A 24,385-nucleotide genomic window follows, 5' to 3' on the forward strand; every position below is an offset into this window, starting at 1 on the left:
GTCCCCTCTTTATATTTGTTTAATTTATTTCTGAACAGTATTATTAACATAAGAAACTAAAAAGGAGATCGACATGAAATTAGATATTTCAGACCACTCACTGCCTGTTTATGAAGCGTTAGCCAGTAGTGTTCGGATCACTATTATCCAACTTCTATCAAAGAATTCCATGAATATAAAAGAACTTGCTGAAGCGTTAAATCTTAGCAGTGCCATCATGACTAAGCATGTTAAAAAATTAGAAAATGCAGGGCTTGTCCGTTCAGAAATGATCCCCGGTAAAGGCGGACTTCAAAAGAAATGTCTTCTAAACGAGGACTACATTGAAATTATTTTTCCGACAAAAAAGGCAGAAGAAAGAGAATTTATGGATCAAGAAGTATCCGTCGGGCATTTCACTGATTTTCAAATTAATCCAACATGCGGACTCGCCACTCAAGAAAAAATTATTGGCGAGTTTGATGAACCGCGCTATTTTTTAGATCCAGAGAGGGTTAATGCCAAGATCCTCTGGTTTGGACATGGGTATGTCGAGTACAAAATCGCTAATTTTCTACATTCAAAACACAAGGCTGAAGAATTGGATATATCGATGGAAATTTCTTCAGAGGCGCCTTTTACGAATGACAACTGGCCATCAGATATCACGTTTTACTTAAATAATGTGGAACTTGGGAAATGGACCAGTCCTGGGGATTTTGGGGATCAGCGCGGGAAATATACACCTTCATGGTGGCCAAGCGTCATCAACCAATACGGATTGCTTAAACACTTAAGAGTCAATGAAAAAGGAACATTTATGGATGGAAATTGGTTATCCGATGTCACCATCAAAGATATTCACATTGAAAATAAGCAATGGACGTTTCGAATATCAGTCGAACAAGATTCCGTACATGTAGGCGGTGTCACGCTTTTTGGGAAAGGCTTTGGAAACTATAACCAAGACCTCCTTTTCCGCCTCTATTATAGTTAACTGCCGCTCAAAAGATTCTTTTGTGTAGTTTCGGTAATTTGTGCCGCCTGACCACCCAATCTTTAGTTCATTCGTCTTTCAAAGAACCCCCTTATTAGAAATCACACTCATTTTCGCGGCAAACGACGCTTAAGCGGATGCAGCCTTCTTCTGAAAGGCAGACTTTGTCCACTTTTTTCTGCGATCGCCCTGCGTTGTAGCATTCCTTAGCGTTACCACCTCAAGAGACCAGAATGGATCCATGTGTGAGGGCCCCTTAAGTTCAACCAACTGCCTCATAAAAAATAGAGATTCTTAACGTAAAAAAACATGAGGAAGAAAAGACGTCACCATGCCTTTTCTCCCTCACTTTACTCATTACGAACGGTCTCAAAATGCGAAAACGAATGCATGAAACACTTTAAGTTATTAATCAGCAACAGGCTCTGCTTCTCTTCCACTCGTGACTTCCGTCTTATAATAAAGACGGAACAAAATATCCTGGTCGTAGTTCCCAAATCCTTTCCCGAACAGCGTAACCCCCCCAACGTGTACTTCTTCATCATGAACCGCTATACGAAATGTCCATTGTTTTTCACGTATTTTGATATCCTCGATGGTCACATCAGACAACCAGTTCCCATCCATATAGGTCCCTTCGTTAGTCACTCTTAAACGCTTTAAGAGTCCATACTGGTTTACAATTCCCGGCCACCAAGAAGGGGTATATTTGCCTCTATTGTCCCCAAAATCTCCCGGACTCGTCCATTTCCCCAATTCAATATCATTTAAGTAGAACGTGATATCGGATGGCCAATTATCATTTGTGAACGGTGCTTCCGAAGAAATCTCCATTGAAATTTCTAATTCTTCCGGAATGTATTTGGAATGCAAGAAATTAGGTACCTTGTATTCGATATACCCTTTACCAAACCAAAGAATTTTCGCGTTAACCCTCTCTTGATCTAAGAAATAACGAGGTTCATCGAATTCACCGATAATTTTTTCAGGTGTAGCAAGACCACATGTAGGCTCGACCGAAAAGTCCGTGTAATGCCCGACTGACAAGCTAGTTTCTTGATAGTCTCTGGATGCCAGATATTTTTGTGGAAAAAGCACTTCGATTTTGTCAACACCTAATTCGCAAATTTTTTGTACTCCGGCTTTTCCAGGAACCATTTTAGTTCGAATAATCCCCCCTCTTTCAAGTTTCTTGATATGCATCGTCATAATAGCCGTACTTAAACCAACCGACTCTGCTAGTGCGGTGATATTCATAGATTGTTTAGCTAAGATTTGAATGATCTGAATCCTCACTTTACTTGACAGCGCTTCAAATATTGGAAGTGATTCATTAGTCACATCTACTTTCATCCTCTGTTGCCCCCCTCCATCCTAAACTTAACAGTTACCTCTCCATTTTGCATGATAAGTGCTTTTCACAAAGAATCTTTTTAGTCTAGGCTGTTTTTACAAATTTTAATGGTTCTGACTATCCGAATGAGATGGCTCTCCAAACAGTCCCTCATTATTTAACATACGTCGCTTCAATTTGCCTGATCAACTTGCGTAAGACAAAGAACGTAATCATTGAAAACAAAGGCAATCCCCAAAATATCGCGATGTTAACAAAATGTTTATAAAATAAGAAAATAGCGATGACTAACAAGATAATCAGGATCGATTTTACCGGACGGTTGAATAATAAATAGAAAGAAAATCGGTGTATGTCCTTTACCTTCATGACAAATTTGCTATTTAAAATAAGCGCATAGACAAAACTGACGACCACCAAGACAAACACAAGGTATAAAAGAGGAAGTAAAAAGGTGTCTTTATGTGAGACGTTTAGGAAATAGAGATCGCAACACAAGATCAGCAGGACAATAAAGTAAGGCAACCATAACTTAATAGAAGATCTAAATCCCTTACGATAATGATGAAAATAAGTCCTCATCACTTTACATTCCAAGTCATTCAAACTATCAAAAACCGTTTGGAACATAGCCCCCATTGTAGGTCCTATTAAAAGGAAACCGATTAGATACAAGACACCTGTTAGAGCATTTAACGGAACACTTAAGAATAGACATACAAGAAGAAGACTTGTGATCAACGTGCAAATCCCTATCAAAAATAGATTCCAAACGATTTGAGTTAGACTAATAAATGGATTTTTAGTATACATGTTCTAGACACCTCTTTACTCGTTTTAACCTTTTACCCCGCCAATAGTCATACCTGAAATAAACGATTTCTGATTCAATAGGAAAATGATTAGAATTGGAATAATCGACATCACAGAACCAGCAAATACGATATCATAATTGTTCCCATACGGTGTCATCGCTGTTAATAATCCAGCTGGAATAACGAGATTCTGATCCGATTTCATGACAATTAATGGCCAAAGGAAATTATTCCAAGCATTCATGGACGTGAGAATGGTCATCGCTCCAAAAGCAGGCTTCATCATCGGGGTATAGATTTGCAAGAAGATACGAAATTCCCCGGCTCCATCAAGCCTTGCCGCCTCAGCAAAATCGTTAGGAATACCAATCGCATACTGTCTGAAGAAAAATACAGTTGCAGGTGGAACAATACCTGGCAAAATAACACCCGCATAAGTATCCATTAATCCGAGACTGGTCATTTCCTTATACAATGGAATCAATAAGATGTCACCAGGCACCATTAACATAATCAGGACGAGTGCAAAAATAAAGTTTCTTCCTTTAAATTTATATTGGGCTAATCCATATCCTACCATTGAGGACAAGGCTAAGACGATAACAGTCTGAAGAATGGTAATTAAGGCACTGTTTTTAAACCATACCCAGAATATTCCATTTTCATTAGTGAATAATTTCCCGTAGTTGTTAAAAGTCATTTTTGCAAGATCAATATGAATGTTTAATCCATTAGAGAAAATATCCTTGGCTGATTTAAATGAAGAGATCAATAAAAACCAAAAAGGAATTAAAATGATAATACCAACGATAAGAAGTACCACGAATGTAATAATTGAGATCAGTCTTTTTCTAGATCTGGTTTTCATGATTAACCCTCCTTAAACAAGCCTCTAATAGAAACCTGTATTAAATTGATGACGACAACAATCACAAACATGGCAACACCTAATGTAGCAGCATAGCCAAAGTCCCCATCACTAAAGGCACTTTTATAAATATAAGTCAAGAACGTTGTCCCAATATCACCAGGAGATGTCGCTCCCCAGTACACATAACTTTCATTAAAAAGAGAAAATCCGCCTAAAATCGAGATCGTAATGACATAAGTCGTGATCGGCTTAACCATTGGCAGGGTTATATTTTTGAACTTATCCCAAGAATTTGCCCCATCAATGTCCGCACACTCATAAAGATCTTTTGGGATACCTTGTAAACCCGATAAAAAATAAATCATATTAACCCCTAACCAACGCCAAACACAAATGACCACAAGGGCCAACATTCCCGTACCGGCATTATCAAGCCAATCAATGGGACCAATATGGATGTAATGTAACCAGGAGTTGAATACTCCAGATTTCTCTTTAGCAAAAGCATACTTAAAAATCAATCCAACAATAACCGTTGAAGTTAAAACAGGCAGAAAGAAAACAGATCGAAAAAGGGATTTAAACTTTGTCGTATCCTTATTCATTAAAATCGCAAGAAGTAAGGGTAATGGAACTAAGATTAAGATGGTCCAAAATGTATATTGGACGACATTCCATAAAGCTTTATAAAAGACCGGGTCTGTGATTAGGCGATGATAATTGGCCAAACCGATGAATTTGCTTTGACCGAAGTTGATGCTTTCCATACTCATCAAAATCGAATTAATGAACGGATACAATGAAAAAACAAGGAAGACAATGATAAATGGCGAGACAAAAAGATAAGGGACAAAAGTTTGTTTCGTTATTTTTTTTCTAGTCTTTGGCTTTTTATTTTTGGCTCTTTTCTTTAGCTCATCCTGTTGGTATTCGAATTTTTCAGCACTTGAGGACATTTTTCTTCCCTCCTTGAATATATAGGACAAGTCCCACATTGTGGGTATAGGCGGATGTGGAATATCCCGATCCGCCTATTTTCCTTATAAGTTTACTTTCCAGAAACTAGCCTCTTATCTGCATTTTCATCCACTGATTTTAAAGTTGAATCAACAGGGGCATCCTTTTGCATGATCTTAGGCATGCCGTTTGTCAAAAACTCATCCGTAACGGTTGGATAAGCATTATTCGTATAACTTAACGTACCCACTTGACCGTTTTGGATTAGGCTGCGAAGCGTATCAACAACATCTGGTCCAAAATATTGGATATATTTATTGTTTGGATCTTTCATTTGAGGCATATCCCATACTTGCTTATTAATTGGATCGAAGCCTAATAACGTCCATGTTTTGAGCGACCCTTCTTTGCTGGCCTTAGACTGAACAACAAACTTCGTGGCTAGATCTTGATCATGCGCCTGGTTAGTGACGACAGTAGCTGTACCACCGATACCAGCTGATGTTTGATCGCCACTATTGAAGACAGGCATTGGCGTCATTTCGATCTTTCCTTTTAGTTTTGGCATATAATCAACCATACGGCTCATATACCAAGCAGGCATTATAACGGAAGCGTATTCACCTTTATTAAAAGCTGCATAGTATTGCTCGTTATCCTGGTTACCGCCTTCTGTTTGTTTGGCAATATGATACTTATACTCGAGATCTTGCAAATATTGTAAGGTTTTTTCATTGACTTGTGAGGAAAAGTTCGACTTTCCATCCTTTATCACATCAGAATGTTGTTGTGAAACCATTGACGTGAAGACGGAATCTGCGTTAGTCTCAACAGATGTCATATATTTACCTGTTTTCTCTTTGACTGTTTGACCGGCCTTCACATAGTCATCCCATGTCTTAATAGTCTTTGGATCAATACCGGCCTGTTTCATAATGCCCATATTATAATAGACAACGTTTGCTCCAACATGATAATCTAAGCCGTAAATTTTACCGCCAACTGTGTAGTTATCGACACGTGCTTTTACTAGATTAGGTAAGTAAGGTTTGAGTTCTTTCGTCATATCCACGAAAGGCACATTATCTGGGTTCTTTGTATAATTGGCAAACTGACCAATTTCAACGTCCGCGATATCAGGTGCACCACTTCCAGAGTTAAGGGCAACTTGAAGCTTTTGGAACATTTGAGCAAAAGGTAACACGCTGACTTTCAAATCAATCTGTTGCTTAGGGTGGCTTTTATTCCATGTCTTCGCTGCGTCTTTCCAATAGTCCGCATGCTCCTTAACAAAAGTCCACATAACAAGCGTTGTTTTCCCATCTTTTGTAGTACTGGAGCCTTCTGTATTTTGGCTTCCGCAACCCGTTAAGAATAGGGCTGATACGACTAACAGTATGAGTAAGCTTGCTATAAACTTACGCGGCTTTTTATGCTTCATTTCAATTCCCTCCTAATTTGATCCGTTATTTGGTAGCCTTTTCAAAAAAAGTGTCCTCATAAGTAGAGGCGTCGGATTAAATGAGGCAAGTCGCTTTTGGACCCTAGGCAGCCCTCGCTGTTACCTTAGCATGCCAGTTCCTTTACTTGAACCTATCTTGTATTCTTGCGTCTAGACCTCTTAAACCTATAGACCGACTTCCTCGTAATAAGCCAGAACTTAAGCTGCCTAAAGTGCCTCATGGCAATCCGTCAAGTCGTGATCTACTTTCAATGTTCTTCAAAAGGAATTAGGACCAAAAGCAACCAAACCTCTAAAAAGCTAGCGTCTTATTTTTTTAAGCGGATGACATTCCATGATGCCTTAGGTAAGTGAGCAAATAACCTTCCATCTTGAAGACCAGCATTCCCATTAGAATGAGGCTTCACTTGCTGCTTTCCAACTGAATTAGCAACCTTTAAGTCTGAATTTTCAAGAACGATATGTTCAATAACTTGGTAATCTTCAAAGCTTCTAATATCACATTCAAGTTCTAGCTGTTCCTCTAAATGTCGATTGACTGCAAAAATGGTTAACTCTTCATTTGCTTCATTATAGACAGCAGCTGACTCAAGATAAGGAACATCCGTATATTCCTTACTGTCATATTTAGAAGATTGGATTACCGGATTAAGAGAAACTCCTCGTCCGTACACAGAAGCATGCATATAGGGATAGAAAATCGTTTGTTTCCAAGCGCCTCCCCCATTTTCAGTCATGATAGGTGCGATCACATTAACAAGCTGAGCCAAACAAGCCATCTTGACACGATCAGCATGCTTTAGGAAGGTAATAATTAACGTTCCTACTAATAAAGCGTCTTCAAAATTATAAATATCTTCTAATTGAGGCGGTGCGATTTCCCATGGCTCAATCTGTCTGTCTTGATCATTGGAATGGTACCAGACATTCCATTCATCAAAGCTTAAATTCATCGTTTTCTTACTTCGTTTCTTGGCCTTTACATAATCACAAGTTGCAATAACCGTTTTGATAAAATCATCCATAACCATTGATTTGGCTAAATAATTCGCCGTATCATCGCTTCGATTGCCATAATATTGGTGTAAGGAAATATAATCGACAGCCTCATAAGTATGATCCAATACGGTAGCTTCCCACTCAGGGAAAGTAGGCATATCAGAATTTGAACTCCCGCAAGCTACTAATTCAATAGTTGGGTCTACTAGTCTCATAGCTTTAGCTGTTTCAAGAGCAAGCCGTCCATATTCATCGGCTGTTTTGTGGCCAACCTGCCATGGTCCATCCATTTCATTTCCTAAACACCAGGTCTTAATCCGGTGAGGTTCCTTAAAGCCATGCTTAATGCGAAGATCACTGTAATAAGTGCCACTAGGATGATTGCAATACTCAATTAAATGACGGGCAGCATCAATCCCTCTTGTGCCCAAGTTCACCGCCATCATCACTTCAGCATTCACTTTATTGGCCCATTTCATAAATTCATTCGTTCCAACTTCATTTGTTTCGATTGTTCTCCAAGCTAGTTCTAGACGTCTCGGTCTAAGTTCTTTAGGCCCCACTCCGTCTTCCCAATTGTAAGCGGATACCATATTCCCGCCTGGATAACGAACGATTGGAAGTTTAAGTTCATTGACTAAATCAATAACATCTTTTCTGAAACCGTCTTCATCTGCATCCGGGTGGGTAGGATCGTAAATTCCTCCATACACCGCTCTCCCTAAATGTTCAATGAATGAACCATAGATGCGTTTGTCAACTTCTGCAATTTTATACTGTTTGTCTAAAACCATCTTCGCCGTGTTTGTCTTTATCTTAGTAGTCACTTTCCTTTTCTCCTCCACCCTGTCGATTTTGTAACATTAATAATTTTATTAATGTTTAACATTTTCAAATAGATAGTAACATAGGCGAAATTATCAGTCAATAACAAAAATAACATTTTTGAAAATAATTAATATAAATATTAATCAAAAGGCCTATATTACCACTAAGAAAAGGAAACGTCGATCAAATTACCTATTGCTGCACTTGTTCGATGTCTTTTGATCCTTGCCCAGAAACAGTTTTAATCTTGATTTAATCTGACATTCACCGTCGTTTATTGCATTTTCATTTTAAGTTTTGGTTCCTATAACCCTCCTACCCATCCTCATGAAGAATGAAATGATTCATTAATAAACATAAACATTAACGATCTTTGGATTAGTATAATAATTTATGAAAACGCTGTCAATGTATTTTCTTAATATTTAACCTTTTTATTAAAAATAAGGCTTGAATATAAAAAGACCGCGCAAGATAAGGCGCGGTCTCCTTACTTGTTGCAATTAAGATCGAGATAAACGGCTAATTTGCGCTGGGGTTAGTGCACCAGAATAGATGCGCAGATCGTCCATCATTCCTTTAAAAGGCGGATCCCAGTAATTGACCCCTAGACCGAAACTGGCATTTGTATCGGTAAATATATTCGGGAAATCCACTCCAGAAAACGCCTTCTCCCCGTTAACAAAGACATTCACCGTCCCATTATCAACAGTAAAAATGAGATTTGTCCAACTGCCAATAGGGACTTGTGAGCCGACATTGGCATCATACCAACTGGCACTTCCCGACCAAAGTTCGGTAGGATTGCCTCCTAATGGCCCATCAGGAACTAAGCTGATCCAGTGATTCGTATCTTCAGCCCCAAAGAAGGTTGTCGTATACTCTGTGAGTTGCTCTGGTTTAATCCAAAGAGAGACAGAATAAGTGTTACCCGAGATTAACCCATTTGGTAATCGAATCCCAGATTTCCCATCGAAAACAGCAGCTTGACCGTTTTCACCTTGGGCATAGGTGATGGAACCACCTGTGTTATCAAGTTTGTCACCCGTCACAGTTCCGGCCAAGAATTTTCCATTCGTTTCATTCAAATTACCTTCAAAATCATACTCGGCCAACATACCGGCAGGCTCATAAGGCAGAACTGTCATACTAAATTCTTTTGTCTTTGTCACACTCCCTTTAGTGATAGTCGCAGTAAGTGTTGCTGATACGGGGTTAGAGCCTGCATCAGGACGATGAATCACCCCTGAATCGGACACCACATTTGGGTCTGACGATTGCCATTTTATTTGAGAATCATGTGTTCCTTCTGTTGGCAAAGTTAAATTAGCGATCACCTGACTTGTATCTCCAAGGCTTAAGTCGTCATAAACTGCTTTCACAACTGTCTCATCGGACATATCCGTCTCTCTAGAACCCCAAATCGTGATTCCCGCTTTCGAAACAGCTGTAAACGTCATGACATAATCCTCTGAAACGGGATCCCAATCGCGCACAAAGACACCATTGTAGGTCCCTCCATCAATGTTAATTTCGGCTTGATTTTGTCCAACCTTCTTCCAAGTACCTGTGACAGAACCGGTAATTTTATTATTTTTATTTAGATGAATTGTCACAGGGGTTTCAATATCTTTGGTCGTCGCTTTTCCATGATTAATAAATTTATAGTCCCCAACAATGGACTGTCTATTGACTTTTTCTAACGATTCACCTGCGTAACGATAAGGTGAGACGACAGGCCAGCCCTCTTTATTCATAAAAATTTGCTGGACTCGAACTTCGTGATATTCCCCTTGCTCTGGAAATCTTGAATGGAACACGATAAACTTTTTACCTGTCTTCTTGTCATATAAGACAGAGTTACCTCCAGGAGACACATACCCAACACCAAGACCAGACCCCGGATCTCCTACTTGTCTATCAAATAAAAAGTTCCCCATTAATTTTTCACCATAATCGGCGTTGTTTGCTTGAGCATTCGGTAAGACGGCGTTCTTTCCATCAGGATCAAGATACGGTCCATCGGGTTGTTTTGACCGATAAACTCTCATGTTGTAGCCCCCATCAGAAGCTAACCCCCCAAGAGATTCGTATAAATAATAATAGTTTGTATCCTTGTCATAAATGATATAAGGTCCTTCTCCAGACTCTCCATAACCTCCAGAAATTTTCGTCCCAAAATAGCGATCTATATGATTGCCGCCAGTTGTTGTCCCGTCCTTCCCGGGGTATATAGGTTTACCCGTTTTTGAATTAATTGGAAGCACATATAATCCTCCCGACCAAGAGCCATAGACCATCCATAGCTTCCCCTTTTTATCTGGAAAAACAGTGGGGTCGATGGCGTTTGGCGCGTTGCTTGTATTATAGCTGCCGTCCGTATTGAACCAATTATCACTTGGTCCACTAATTTTCCCGCTTTTTATTAATTGTTGAATATTAGTGTTAGTATACCGAGTGTTAATTTTACTGTAACTCGTTGGCTGATTATTGAGAGTTATACCGCCACCGCTCGCTTGACCATCGTAATTACTCATCTTGGTAAAGCCAGAGTACATAATCGTATCGACATAAGTATAGGGGCCTTCAACATTCTGCGATACAGCATAACCGATAGCCGATCGCTTATAAGTGGACGACGTACAGTAATACATGATGTAGGCGCCTTTTTTACCATTACTGTTGACATAGGCCTTATCGTAGAAGACATCGGGTGCCCAGACTGAATAGCCGCTTGGGTTATCACCATCATGGTCCCCCGCCCAAGCAAATGAACCGGCTAAGTTCTTAGCAAGATCTCCAAACAGTTGATTATTAGGCGTCGTGTATCCATTCGAAAAATCGGTCCAGCTCATTAAATCCTTCGATTTCGCTGCCGTAATATGAGTACCGAACACATAATAGTCCCCATTATTTGCTTGCATGACAGAAGGATCATGTACGGATACATTTTGAAAAACAGGCGGTTTTTCTTTCTTGACAATTTTGGCGGGATCAGGTTTTGTCGAAAAATGACTAGGTCCCTTTCCAAAAACGAGACTTGGGATCATGACAGCTCCAATAATTAGAACCATGACAACAAGGACTGGAAGCTTCTTATTCATTGAAATAACAGTCTCCCTTCACATTCGGTTGAAAGCGCAAACATTTTATAACAGATCATACAAAAGAATTTTAAATGACCTCCTCTCCATTTGGGGTGTGGATGTTTTGGTTAATCATTAACTATTATGTTAATAATAATGAATCTTTTGTCAATTAGCAAGTTACTTTTTAGCGACTTATCTCCTATTTTTTTAGGTACATTGGACCTAAATAGGAGTCAAAGAAGTCCCATCAACAGTTGGCTCCTTAAGCGCTCTCTCTTGTTGCTCAGATAAACACTGTAAAAAATCCCAGATATGAGGATATGAAAAATTTCCGTTCGCAAATTGCCAAGAACCAACGTGTGTAGAGTTCTTTTTGTGTGATGCGGGCTCCAATACACAAAATCTTGGCGCAGCGGAGCCCCATTGTGTGCGATGGGGGCTCCAATACACAAAATCACGGCGTGGCGGAGCCCCATTGTGTGTGATGGGAGCTCCAATACACACAATCTTAGCTTGGCGGGACCTCTTTTTGTATGATGCGGGCTCCAATACACACAATCTTAGCTTGGCGGGGCCCCATTGTGTGTGATGGGAGCTCCAATACACAAAATCTTAGCTTGGCGGGAGCCCATTGTGTGCGATGGGAGCTCCAATACACAAAATCTTAGCTTGGCGGGAGCCCATTGTGTGTGATGTGGGCTCCATTACACAAAATCTTGGCGGGGCGGGACCTCTTTTTGTGTGATGGGAGCTCTAATACACAAAATCTTGGCGCAGCGGAGCCCCATTGTGTGCGATGGGGGCTCCAATACACAAAATCTTGGCGCGGCGGGGCCTCTTTTTGTGTGATGCGGGCTCCAATACACGTGTGACATTTATAATTTCCACAACAAAAAAAAGACAGATCCCCTTAAAATGGGAATTCTGTCCTTTTGCTAGTTTGGGATTTAGAGACGCCTTAAGTTATTTGCGGTAGACTCTCCTTCAATAATCGATTGGGTTTGTCCGTTCCTAAAATCAAATTTGGACGTTCCCATCTCATCTCCCTACAAAATAAGTTTCGGTTGGACCGAGGTAGCTAGTTGCCGGTTGCTTGCCTTCCGGATAAATGACAAGCTTTTCTAATACAAAGCCTGGACTCGCGGCATAGATCCTAAGTGTATTTAATCCTTCCTGACAAGTTATAAGGCTTGTGCTCCTGTGGATCTGATCAAGGACACCGGCTGCCCAGTTAGGATCATCAACGCGATAGCCTTCTGGAAGTGTATTTACTAGGTTAATGTCGGCGTCATTTAGTTGTATGCCACATAATAGCGCCTGATCTTTCACGACAGGGTTCGTTGGCTGCCTATATAATTCCAATTCATAAACGCCAGCTTCCTGAACGACGAACTGATAGTCCAAGTACGGTGCGTCTTTTCCTGGAGTAAAATACTGAGTTGTTGGAAAAGCCTTCATTGCCGATAAGGTCTTGCCGTATCCATGAATCACTTGGAAGCGATGTACGTCCCCCTGTTGGTTGGTTGTTTCCTTATTCAGTACATAATGTTCAGCTTCTATCGAAATATAGCCATTGGTTTCGATAAAGGTTCGATTAGGAAATTCACTAAAGTCCTGTTTCGCTGCGTTTACTATGATTGTACAGACCCCACACGGCATTTCCACGACAAGGTGGCCTTCTGTCTCATCATTCATGTTGCGGCGATCAATCGTGACAGTAATGACTTCAGTCGTTTTTTCTCTGCCATCTAAGCTGCCACTCGTCTTCGAACAGATCAGCCATGGATTGTGACTAGTAATCTTAAAATCGGCATGGCTATCACTCAAACTAGCCATCGTAAAGGAAGCTTCCTCCACATCCGGCTGCAAAAAATCATTTAAATAGAGTTTATTGTTATGCCAGGCACTCCCCTCTGAGTGCTGGTCCGTCCCATCAACCGAAACAATCAGTCTTGGCTTATTCGCCGGCCATACCTCCATTAGAATCGGATTCTGGCATTCCTCTTCATTCCAACGCGTAAAACCGATATGCTCAGAAAGACCCATCCCATACCACTTACCATTATCAATCGTATGATACTGCTCGACTAGCTCTTTATCTCGTATCAGACATTTTTTAATCTCTTCAGTCAGTTTATTTGCTTCCATTTTGCCCAATTTCGCATCATAATGATTCTTCCCAGTAAGGAGCCACATTTTTTGCAAATTTAGGTTTCCGACAGCAGGATAATAGACGAGAGAGAAATAAGTGGATAAGTTCATAAGATCCACATGCTTATATAATTCATCCGCCAGTTCTAGAAGAGAATCGATTTGCTGTAGGGTATGGTCCGTTTCTTTATAATTCACTGGATGATAGACTTCTGAATTCATGTGTTCGGGTCTGCGTTTATGAGCTAGTTTGGTATAGCCAGTTAACAGCTCGACTACCTTATTCTTTTGCTCCTCACTGAACACACCATTAAACTGCTTTTCCGTCCATTCTCTTGTATAGTAATCGGTTTTATTAATGGCATTTGTTCCCCATTTTTCAAAATCATACGCCAAATCCATAAAGTAAGCTAACGGGAATTCCTGTGTCGCAATATCACCGACATTCACGATCCATAGATCCCGAACGCCAAAGTCGTAAGCCATACTCATCTGCTCCCAAATCTTAGGAAGATAAGAGCTGTTAATCCATTCATATGAAATCGGTCCGCCATGGTAATCAAAATGATAATACATCCCATAGCCGCCTTTATGGCTACGCATTTCTTCGGTTGGTAGTGTCCTTAAATTGCCATGATTATCATCACAAAGCATCAAAATGACATCCTCAAGCTCCTCCGAATTCATTAACCCTGGTGTTTCCTCATCCCCATAGAAGAAAGGTTCGACTTCTTTATATAAAGCAAGCATTCTTGGAACCTCTGAAAGGTCAGGATTAACATGTTCCTTTATTAACTGGTTTTGTGTCTTGATGACCTCTCGTAGCAACTCAATATTATCTGCCAATGTCGCTTCTTTTCCCATAATGGAGGTGTCTTGTTCGCCGCGCATACCCACTGTAATGACATTTTCAAATTGGCCGCTGCGCTTTAGCCCGTCTTCCCAGAATTTTATAATGCCTTCTCGATTCGTGATAAAATTCCAGGCATCACCATATTTAGAATTCGCACCACGTAAATACTTGTATTCTTCTCCATAACGCAGACAAGGCTCATGATGAGAAGCCCCCATGACGACACCATATTCATCGGCAAGTTCAGCATTTGCCAAGCCCGGCCCATCGTCACTGAAACGAGCTGACCACATGGCAGGCCATAGGTAATTCCCTTTCAATCGAAGCAACAGTTCAAAAACATGATCATACATCTCGGCATTAAATCCGCCAAAATTCTTCATTGTCCAGTTACCAAAGGCGGGCCATTCATCATTGATAAAGAAACCGCGGTAACGAACAGAAGGCTCTTTTGATAGGTATTTTAAGTCGTTTTTTAAGGAAAAGGACTCTTTCCTCACCGGCAACACGCCAGACCAATCGACCAACGGAGAAACACCGAGCAGTTCTGACAAGTGAAAAAGCCCGTAGATCGTGCCTCGTTTATCACTTCCCGCGATAACGAGTGCTCGTTCAACCCCTTCAAACGGATGATCAATCACTTGAAATAAATAGACTTCTCTTTTACCTTTGATTTCGGATAGATCGATCATCTGTTTCTCTTGGAGCTCATGAAGCAGTGGGCTCTGCCCTGCCGTTCCATATAAAACAGCCTGCTTTCCCAGTTTTTTTCTGTCTGTGGTTGATTGTGGCGCATAGCCGAACACCAACTCTATATCATGCATGACCTTCTTGGCTATTCGTTTCACACCGCTAAAGGCTGCTTCTTCTTGATAAAATAAGGCATGACCCACTGAAATCGATTCATTTTTCAACATGTCTTGACTAATAATAAATTCCATAAATAAGTCCTTTCCCATAAATCTTTTTTTTTCCTTCTGAACGATTACTAGATGTTTTGTTTCAGTTGTCAGACCAATCTGACGCGTTACAGGGTATAGCCGAATCCTAAAATAGTAAAGCATTTGTCTTCATTTTGAGGCGCCATTTTGATTTCAACCTGATGTTCCCGGCACACATCTTCTTGATACAAGATAACTGCGTTGCAATGCGTCCAGTTCACTTCATGAGGGTCGGCGTTTTTTAAATGCTTGCCATCTACCCAAATCTCCGCACTTCCAAAATGACGGCTTCCGGAATCTTTAAAAACAAGCAGGAGGTTTCTGCTGTAGATCGACATTTTGAAGCTTTCATTTCCTGATGAAGCGGAATGCATCCAGTTATTTGGAAATTGAGGTGTTGCAAAAGGATTCACATCCATTTCTACCTTCTGTAAATCGTCATCCGTTTCCGAAAAACTGCCCATACGGATTGCTGCCCCTATTCGGTTCTCTTTCCTATCAAGTAACTGCACATCCTTAAAATCATGACCGATTACTGGCGGCTGATCGAGTTTTATATCCTCTCGATCTCGAATCGATTTCTTAGTTTCAGAGAATAGATACTGAAGACAATCCGCCATTATTCTATGACCGTCGTTGGTTGGATGATAGATATCATAGAAAAATTGCCGTTTGGTAATGACGTTTCCCTCTTCTTTTGTCAACCTAAACTGCTCGACCACTGCATCCTTGATACTTACCATCGGGAGATCATAATGCTTTCCAATAGGAGAAAGCCTATTCTGCAGATTCCAGTCGTTTTCAAACACACTGAATAATAAAATGACAGCTGGTTTGTTTTCCGAAGCGAGTATTTTTAAACAAAGGCTCTCATAACAGATTCCTTGTGTTTCGTCCCCTGCATCATTTACCGCAAATTCAACAATCACGATATCCGGCTTTACTTGTCCATTCCTTAAAATATCCCGATCGTAGCGAATCATGCCGAGTTCAGATGGTGTCCCTCCTACTCCTGCCTTCACAAAATGGACATTCTCCCCATCCTTTTTTTCAAACAGGTCTCTGAATTTTAAATAAGATTGATAGGCATAACAATGAGTATGAATCGGCTTGGCTCCCGCTCCCTGAGTAATAGAGCCCCCTATATAAGCAATCGTTACATCATCACCTCTTTCGGCTTTTTCAATAGCCGCTTTTAATCGATGATTGTTTCCTTTGCTTAGAAGAGATTTCCTGATCATTTCCTTGTAAATTCTTGAGTCGAAGGCAACCGGCGGCTCCATCGCCATTTCCGGAACCTTGTAGGAATCATGCACATAGAATTTGATAATAGCGGTGGCTAGTTCACCGGGTTGTTCAAATTCAAAGGCAAACTTACCCGGTACCTCATCGTCTACGGACCATTGGTGATCCCCGAGTTCTAAAAGGGTCTCGGTTCCATCTGTTGGACAAGGCACTCTCAGCAAGGTTCCCGTTTCATATTTGTTCTCTTTTCCATAGTGATGTAAGACAAAATGGACATCTCCTACGTATTCACCTGTTGTTTTTATACTTACACCGATACTGTGAACGAGCTTGTGAAATCCCTTACAATTATCAAGAAGCGTCAAGATCGCTTCATCTGTCACGCCGCCCACAAGCTTTGCGATACTTTTCAATCGTCCTTCATCTAAATAAATTTCCTGTGATGGCTTGCCCTCATGACGAGGAGTTGCTTCAATCACTTTCTCAAACATAACGAAAAAGCTATCCCGTTTTGCCACTGGATCTTTTGGTGCTCTGAAATCTTCCATTTTATCATTTATTTGTGATCTGCTCGTTTCGGTCATTTACCTATCTCTCCTATTAAGTAATCAGTTTGATTAGTGACACGTAATTGAATAAATGGGCAACATACTATAGATCTATCGATGCGTTAGTCTCGTTAATTGGGAACAGCCGAGGGCTAATTGAAGCGCTTAACTCCTTTTTCAAATGATGACTTAACCTACAATGTTTGATTAATCAACAAACAAACTCTGTCTCCTTTCATTTTATTATTATTTTCAGAGAGGTCAACGTATTTTTGAAATTGCTTTATAAACGACTTAAAGTTTGGTCGTCTCCGTATTCATTGAAATGTATTTAAGTTTAAGCAAATAAAGAGCACTATTTGGCGGTCTATTTCCGTTTCTAATTCTGCCAAAAGACGTCAAGCTCTCCTTGGTTTTTAATGAAAAATTGATGCCAGCGCTGATCTTTTGTATCACCAGGTACAGGTTGAAATGTTTCAAGATAATGGCTATACAATCTTTTCTTAAGTGGCTTTCCCTTCCCAATATAAAGAATTTCTTTTTTAGCGTTCTTATAGACAGACATATAGCCCATTATGATCTGCAACATTCTTCTCTATATAGGTCTTAACATTATTCATTTCTGTCTCATCTTTTGGTACAACATGTCTAATCCTGAAGTGTTTCCATTTACCGTCTTGAGAATCAATGGGCAAAATTTCACTTTCTTTCAGGATTTTTTCGTAATCCATAATATACACCTCTAATCTCCATTAATTATAAGATCCTCATTCTCCCGCAAGATTACCTAAAAAGTAGATTATCATTCAAATTTTCCCATAAATTTCAACAAAAGTTTTTAGCTGTTTAGTAAGGTATGCCAAAAAATAATTTGAATAAAAACATGCATTCACCTAATTGAGCGCATGTTTTCTAATTATTGGTATTATAACCTTACAATCCCGTTCTTTATTTGTTCCCATCGGCAAAACTTAACGGATGAAACACAAGAACCGTCCCCGCGTTTCCGCGTTTCAGAATCGGCCCCACTAATTCGTTCCATTTTCAACTGCCATTTGTGTAAATTTTCGTTCACTGTGCCAATAAGTAATGAAAATGGAAATACTCGAGAAAAAGAAGAAAAAGATGATTGGAACTCGTAAGGAAATAAAAAAGAGCGCATATAGACAAATCATATTGATTAAGGTCAGATGAAATTTATACAAGCCAAATTTCAAGGCATTTATAAGTAACTGTTTACCGGTATAATAACCATTTACCATTAATGGAAACACATGTAAGACAACTGCAAAATAGCAAACCATCATCAAACAGAAAAAAATGTAGAGAGCAAATTTTATGTTCGAGTCAATTTTTGTGGTGAAATAAAAATCTCCATAAAGCAACAAACCAATTATTACGATGAAAATACCGACAATCATGCTTTGTTTGAAATTTTCTTTCAATAATTGAATGTATGTGGTGATAATCTGCGGTTCTTTCTTTTTTATCCATTGTCTTGACACTCCAAAAGCAGCTGCCATAGCGGGAAATATTGTAATAATCGGTATACAGCTTAATAAGAATAGAAGGTTTAATAGTGCAAAGTGATAAATCCAAGTCCCTATCCGATATAACTTGCCATCTACCTTAAACATAAAAACACCCTTCCATCCTATTTACTATTGTAGTTACTTTGTATTTTAGTATGTATGCCGTTACATAGCAATAATAGTATATGTAATTTATAGAATTTTTACATAAATAAAACAAGTTTTTTTGAGCTATACCAGGTGACTTCTTATCGAGACTGTCTACTTTAAATTTTTTAGCATTAAAAGCAAACGTGTTGAGCACTATCTCTATCCAAATGGGAATTTACATACACGAATATCCACAACAAATAACTCAAATTCGGATAGGTTTGTTTCGACTGAAATCGAATTGGCAATAGCCAGATTGTGATAGGACGTTTGAAAATAAAAGAGCAATTTGATAATAGGAAAAATATATAAATAGGAAACTACCTAAAATGATTGATATTAAATTGATAGAATAGTCGCAGATAGTTTAATTTTCGAGCATTTTGTTAAAAAGATTCATAAAGCTTGTGTTATGATTAATGGATAAGGCGAATCAAGACGAATTTCCCCGAGATATGTAGAACATTTTACTAAAAGAGAATCTTGTTTAAATCTGCATTTGGCTTTAGTGAAAAAAAGAAACCACCTTTTAATGAGATGGTTTCCAAATTGGCAATCCATTTATTATTTATTTTGAGCCTTATAATTCTTTACATACTCATCATAAATGGCCTGACCACCTTGAGCCATGTACTGTTTAACCAATGATTTGTAAAGACTGTCTACATCAGATGACTTAGCCGTAATTAATTTCGCAAGCATCTGAGAAGATAAACTCGTTAGCTGTGTATTATATTTTGCCACTGCCGAATTTGGTGTTGAATAATAGTAAGGCTCATACAAATCCACAGATCCAACCTTATAGGCATTCTGAACTTGTTTTTGGTAACCCGGATAGCCTGCGGAAATAGCGGCGACATTCTTTTTCGGATCCCCAAGTTCAATACCATTTGAAAGAATATCATAGTCAAGGTTGTTTGCAACAGTCATCATCTTATCGCCCTTAGTTGTTGTTCCTGTCGGTTGTGGAACACCATTTACCATTTTGTAATCAACGCCTTCCTTACCATTCTGGAGGAAGAGGGTTACCTTCGAGTTGGCCATCCAGTTAAGATATTTTACTGCAAGGTCAGCATTTTTACTTGCTTTTGGTACAAGTATATACATACCGTTTGGAGCATACCCAGCCTTAGGATGCTGTCCTGCATCATTCCCCCAAGGATCAACAGGCACAAGTTCAGCACCAGGGACGTTCTTTGTTAGATTGGTAAGGTCACCAGGTGATGTTCTATACGGACCATCCCAGTTCGTCATGTAGGCACCTACTTTTCCATTGGAAATATCTGCATCCAACTGTTTTCCATCTTTGTCAGTAGCGAAACCTGGGCTAATCAAGCCTGCATTGTACATCTTGTTCATATATTGAACGGATTGTTCAAATCCAGGTAAATTCCAGTTTACATCGTAGCCTGGGTTTGTCTCCAGAGTCGCAAACTGTTCTTGTGTAAGATTAGATGGTTTAAAGGCTTCTGGTATGTAACCTAAGCCTGGATAAGCTGGTTGAAGTGAATAGCCGAACGGGATAACACCGCTTACATTGCCAGGGTTTTTCTCTTTGAATAAAACCATATCGTTATAGAACTCTTGTGGTGTAGTAGGAAGAGGGAGACCAAGTTTATCAAGCCAGTCTTTACGGATAAATGTATTCTCGCCCAGTAAGACAGTTCTCTTACCTGGTATCGCATATTGTTTACCATTAAATTGACCATACTTTAATAAATCATTACCAAGATAACTTGTGAGGGTAGATCCATACTTCTTAAGGAGTGAACTAAGGTCTGTCAACCCACCCTGCTGTACATAATTATATACAGTACCCTGGTCGTAGGTGAAGACAATATCAGGTGCCTGATTGGCTGCCATCATGACATTTAGTTTATCCACTTCCTGGCTTCTAGGAACGGTAACAAAATGAACGGTTACATTATTCTCCTTTCCGAAGGTACTGTTGATATACTTTGTCCAGTAGTTATTATTCAAATCTGGCTGACCGGGTTGGCCCCTATCAAAAACTTCAACATTCAATGTTCGGTGGCCTGTCTTGCTGCTTTGGTTGCCGCTTGATTGTGCTGTACTCGAACAACCAGCCAAAGCCAAAACAAGTACAAGCGTAATGAAAGTAGCAAACAAAGATCTCAGTGATTTCACCTTCATAAAACCCTCTCCTTTTATAAATAAATTTCAATTTTTATATAAATTTGCGAACCAGGCGAAACTAATCCTATTTCACAAACCCATATTAGCCTTTAATTGAACCAATTGTAATACCGCTTACAAAGTATTTCTGGAGCCATGGGTATACTATAAGAATCGGAATTGTACCAAAAATAATACTTGCTGCTTTAAGTGCCTCTGAAGGAAGATTTATGACGACATTTTCTCCCGACATTTGTTGTGAAATATTGATCACATTGTACAGCTTAAGCTGAATGGTATACAGCTTTTCGTTTGTGATATAGAAAAGAGCATCTTGGAAATAATTCCATCTGAATACGGCGTATAGCAAAGCGATGGTGGCAAGTGCTGGCTTGGAAAGAGGCAAAATGATCTTGAGAAGAATTTGCAAGTCCGAGCACCCATCCAGGTATGCCGCTTCCTCAAGGCTTTCTGGCAAGTTCTGAAAAAATGATTTCAATATAATCATATTAAATACGCTCATCATACTTGGAAGAATCAATGCGAATGGTGTGTTTAATAGATGCAGGTTCTTTACAAGCATATAGTCCGGTACCAAACCGCCGCTAAAATACATGGTAAACACCATAAGTAACAATATAATATTTCTGCCCTTGAGCCTTTTTCTACTTAGCGTGTACGCTGCCAATACGGTAACCGTCAATGCTAGGAGCACATATACAAGGACAAGAATCACAGTGTAAAACATCGAGTACAACATACCGGCGTCAGTAAAAACAACTTTGTAGGCTTCTATATTAAAGCCTATAGGAAATATGGTAACCAAATGAGAGATAATTGCCCTATTGGAACTAAGTGATTCTGAAAGAATATAAAGAAAAGGAATCAGGCATATAAAAACGGCTATTAAAACAATAAATACGGCTGAATAGTCAAAAATCCTATTTTTTAATTTTTGAGACATTTCATATACCTCCTTACCATATTCCTTGCTCGCCTAATTTCTTAGTTATATAATTTGAAGTTAACAGAAAGACTAAGCAAATAATGGATTGGAATAGCCCTACTGCCGCACCAATTGAAAAATTGGCAGATTGAATACCTATACGGTAAACAAAGGTACTTATAACATCACCAAAGTCCATAACAAGATTGTTTTGCAAGTTGAATGGACGGTCAAAACCAATTGCCATAATATTACCAAGTTGCAAGATCAGAAGGATCGCAATGGTAGGTCTTATACCTGGCAGTGTAACATGCCATATTTTTCTTAGCCTTCCTGCGCCATCCACTTCAGCCGCTTCATATAACTCTTTGTTAATTCCCGTCATAGCAGCAAGATACAAAATGGTTCCCCAACCTGCACTCTGCCAGGCTCCAACTAAAGTATAAGTACCAACCCACGCAAATTTTTTCGTTAGAAACGGTAGTGCATGCCCTCCCATATTGGTAATTAATGAGTTGATCATGCCTGTTGGTGAAAGCAGCTGAGCAACAATTCCGCCGATAATAACCCAGGAAAGGAAATGCGGTAAATACAATATGGTTTGACTAATTCTCTTAAACTTTTTAAATACCAACTCGTTTATTAAGATAGCTAAAATGATTGGTGCCGGAAATCCCACTATTAAATCCAAGCCATTAAGTACCAACGTGTTTCTAACAACCTGATAGAATTGCGGTGTCGCAAATATTTGCTTGAATGTTGCGAAATTATTCCATGGACTTCTATTCATCCCCTGAAATATGTTGTAATCCTTAAAGGCTATTTCTATACCATACATGGAGCCATATTTAAATAACAATATATAGGCCACAGGGATAACTAGCATGAGATAGAGTATAATATCACGCTTTATATAAAATAATAATCCTTTACTCTTTTTCAGTGACCTATCAATGCTATTCTTTTTATTCACAGTAGTACTACCATCCATTCCTTTCATAAACTACGACCTCCTTTTTAATAATTGAATCGTTTCCTTTTATTTGCCCGATCCCAAGCCACTTATAAGAACGAAACGAGTTGACTGACAGAAGAAATCCCCAGGAATTCACGATGGTTTGATTTAGATCTCCACGAAGGAAGAAAGCATGGATTCATAAGTATGAGTCTAAGAGTTGATTTTGTTTTTGTAACCCTTTTCATTTTTGTTTTGCCTTGTAAGAAGTTTATGAGGCTATTAGTCTATTTCCATTACTAAGCGCTTTGTTTTTACTTTTTTATAACTACTGTTGTATAAGATTATGTAGTTTATTATCTGGCTGGTTTCTAAGTCTTCAAAAGGATTCTCTGAGATTCATGAGTGGCACATCAAAAAGAAACAGCCTGTTCATTAAGAGACGCACCACCGATTAGAAAATTTGTTGTTGCTCCTCTTGAACAGACGCCTTTTCTTTCAACTTATCCAAGCTATCCCAAATCCCTAAAATATACATACATCCGAGTCCCCTATCGTATAAACCATAGCCTGGGCGCGCGACTTCCTCCCATATCATTCGTCCATGGTCCGGTCGAATATAACCGTTAAAATGAGTATCATGCAAGGCTTTAAGAATTTCATAAAGATCCAATGAACCGTCACAACTGCGATGTGAGGCTTCGACAAAATCACCATTTTCATAGACTTTTACGTTTCGAATATGGGCAAAAGCTATTCTGTTAATACTTGAAAAGTACCTCATCATCTCGGGAATATTATTATTGATATTTGCTCCTAATGCTCCCGAACATAATGTGAGACAATTGGAGGGGCTATTAACCAAATTGACAATACGCTCAAGATTTTGCCGATTCGTTACAATTCGTGGCAGCCCAAAAACCGTCCATGGCGGATCATCAGGATGAATGGCCATTTTAATATCTGTTTCCTCACAAACCGGAATAATTTGTTCTAAGAAGTACTTTAAGTGATCAAACAGATCTTCTTCAGTTACATTCTCATATTTTTTGAATAGTTGTTTGAGTTCTTTTAACCGATCTTGTTCCCAGCCTGGCAATTCATATCCATTTGAATCCTCTTTCATCTTTTCAACTAATTTCATCGGGGCAATATTCTCAAATTTCGTCTTCTCATAAGCAAGAACAGTTGAACCATCGTTCATGCGCTTTGCAAGGTCTGAACGGGTCCAATCAAACACAGGCATAAAGTTATAACAAATAACTCTTACACCGACACTCGCCAAATTTCTAATGGTATCTTTATAGTTTTCAATGTACCGGTCACGCGTACTTAATCCTAATTTTATGTCTTCATGAACATTGACGCTTTCTACAACCTCAAATTTTAAGCCATGTGCTTCAATCTCTTCTTTAAGAGCGACAATCTTTTCAAGCGGCCAAACCTCTCCAACCGGAACGTCATATAAAGCTCCGACAATCCCATCCATTCCAGGAATTTGTCTAATAAATTCTAGAGGAATAGTATCGTCCTTACTCCCGAACCATCTAAAACTCAGCTTCACGCCACATCCTCCT

General features: G+C 39.3%; 16 protein-coding genes. 1 reads left to right on the forward strand and 15 read right to left on the reverse strand.

The window, feature by feature from the left end; all coding sequences use genetic code 11:
• The first annotated feature begins 73 nt into the window (after positions 1-73).
• The gene (locus PU629_RS13005; protein WP_275280497.1) at positions 74-976 is read left to right on the forward strand and encodes an ArsR/SmtB family transcription factor; all 903 of its coding nucleotides are present in this window, start codon (positions 74-76) and stop codon (positions 974-976) included.
• Between the two features lie 408 nt (positions 977-1,384).
• Here the strand turns inward: PU629_RS13005 and PU629_RS13010 are convergent, their stop codons facing one another.
• The 15 genes from PU629_RS13010 to uxuA form a co-directional block, all read right to left on the reverse strand.
• Entirely contained in the window at positions 1,385-2,329 is a 945-nt protein-coding gene (locus PU629_RS13010; RefSeq protein WP_275280498.1) for an ArsR/SmtB family transcription factor, read from the reverse strand.
• 154 nt (positions 2,330-2,483) lie between these two features.
• Positions 2,484-3,143, reverse strand: coding sequence for a DUF624 domain-containing protein (locus PU629_RS13015; protein ID WP_275280499.1), 660 nt, complete (start codon positions 3,141-3,143; stop codon positions 2,484-2,486).
• 24 nt (positions 3,144-3,167) lie between these two features.
• Positions 3,168-4,013: a carbohydrate ABC transporter permease gene (locus PU629_RS13020; protein ID WP_275280500.1), complete on the reverse strand. Its 846-nt coding sequence runs from the start codon at positions 4,011-4,013 to the stop codon at positions 3,168-3,170.
• A gap of 2 nt (positions 4,014-4,015) precedes the next feature.
• On the reverse strand, positions 4,016-4,972 hold the full coding sequence (locus tag PU629_RS13025; RefSeq protein WP_275280501.1) for a carbohydrate ABC transporter permease: 957 nt from the start codon (positions 4,970-4,972) through the stop codon (positions 4,016-4,018).
• A gap of 92 nt (positions 4,973-5,064) precedes the next feature.
• Positions 5,065-6,414 (reverse strand): ABC transporter substrate-binding protein, encoded by a 1,350-nt coding sequence (locus PU629_RS13030; RefSeq protein WP_275280502.1) that lies wholly within the window; start codon positions 6,412-6,414, stop codon positions 5,065-5,067.
• A 329-nt stretch (positions 6,415-6,743) separates the two neighbouring features.
• On the reverse strand, positions 6,744-8,228 hold the full coding sequence (gene arfA, locus PU629_RS13035; RefSeq protein ID WP_275284423.1) for an arabinosylfuranosidase ArfA: 1,485 nt from the start codon (positions 8,226-8,228) through the stop codon (positions 6,744-6,746).
• A gap of 537 nt (positions 8,229-8,765) precedes the next feature.
• Positions 8,766-11,366, reverse strand: coding sequence for a LamG-like jellyroll fold domain-containing protein (locus tag PU629_RS13040; protein WP_275280503.1), 2,601 nt, complete (start codon positions 11,364-11,366; stop codon positions 8,766-8,768).
• Positions 11,367-12,389: 1,023 nt separating this feature from the next.
• Positions 12,390-15,314 carry a glycosyl hydrolase 115 family protein gene (locus PU629_RS13045; protein WP_275280504.1) on the reverse strand — a complete coding sequence of 975 codons (2,925 nt, stop codon included), beginning with the start codon at positions 15,312-15,314 and terminating at the stop codon, positions 12,390-12,392.
• Between the two features lie 68 nt (positions 15,315-15,382).
• Positions 15,383-17,125 carry an SGNH/GDSL hydrolase family protein gene (locus tag PU629_RS13050; protein WP_275280505.1) on the reverse strand — a complete coding sequence of 581 codons (1,743 nt, stop codon included), beginning with the start codon at positions 17,123-17,125 and terminating at the stop codon, positions 15,383-15,385.
• 343 nt (positions 17,126-17,468) lie between these two features.
• Positions 17,469-17,675, reverse strand: a complete 207-nt coding sequence (locus tag PU629_RS13055) for a hypothetical protein (protein ID WP_275280506.1) — start codon at positions 17,673-17,675, stop codon at positions 17,469-17,471.
• A 442-nt stretch (positions 17,676-18,117) separates the two neighbouring features.
• Complete coding sequence (locus PU629_RS13060) at positions 18,118-18,726, reverse strand: YesL family protein (RefSeq protein WP_275280507.1); 609 nt, start codon at positions 18,724-18,726, stop codon at positions 18,118-18,120.
• A 609-nt stretch (positions 18,727-19,335) separates the two neighbouring features.
• A complete protein-coding gene (locus PU629_RS13065; protein WP_275280508.1) occupies positions 19,336-20,925 on the reverse strand; it encodes an extracellular solute-binding protein in 1,590 nt (529 codons plus the stop codon).
• Positions 20,926-21,010: 85 nt separating this feature from the next.
• Positions 21,011-21,871: a carbohydrate ABC transporter permease gene (locus PU629_RS13070; RefSeq protein WP_275280509.1), complete on the reverse strand. Its 861-nt coding sequence runs from the start codon at positions 21,869-21,871 to the stop codon at positions 21,011-21,013.
• A 13-nt stretch (positions 21,872-21,884) separates the two neighbouring features.
• On the reverse strand, positions 21,885-22,853 hold the full coding sequence (locus PU629_RS13075; RefSeq protein WP_275280510.1) for an ABC transporter permease: 969 nt from the start codon (positions 22,851-22,853) through the stop codon (positions 21,885-21,887).
• A 409-nt stretch (positions 22,854-23,262) separates the two neighbouring features.
• Positions 23,263-24,372: a mannonate dehydratase gene (gene uxuA, locus PU629_RS13080; RefSeq protein WP_275280511.1), complete on the reverse strand. Its 1,110-nt coding sequence runs from the start codon at positions 24,370-24,372 to the stop codon at positions 23,263-23,265.
• Positions 24,373-24,385: the final 13 nt, after the last annotated feature.

Source organism: Pullulanibacillus sp. KACC 23026 (assembly GCF_029094525.1).
Lineage (GTDB): Bacteria > Bacillota > Bacilli > Bacillales > Sporolactobacillaceae > KACC-23026.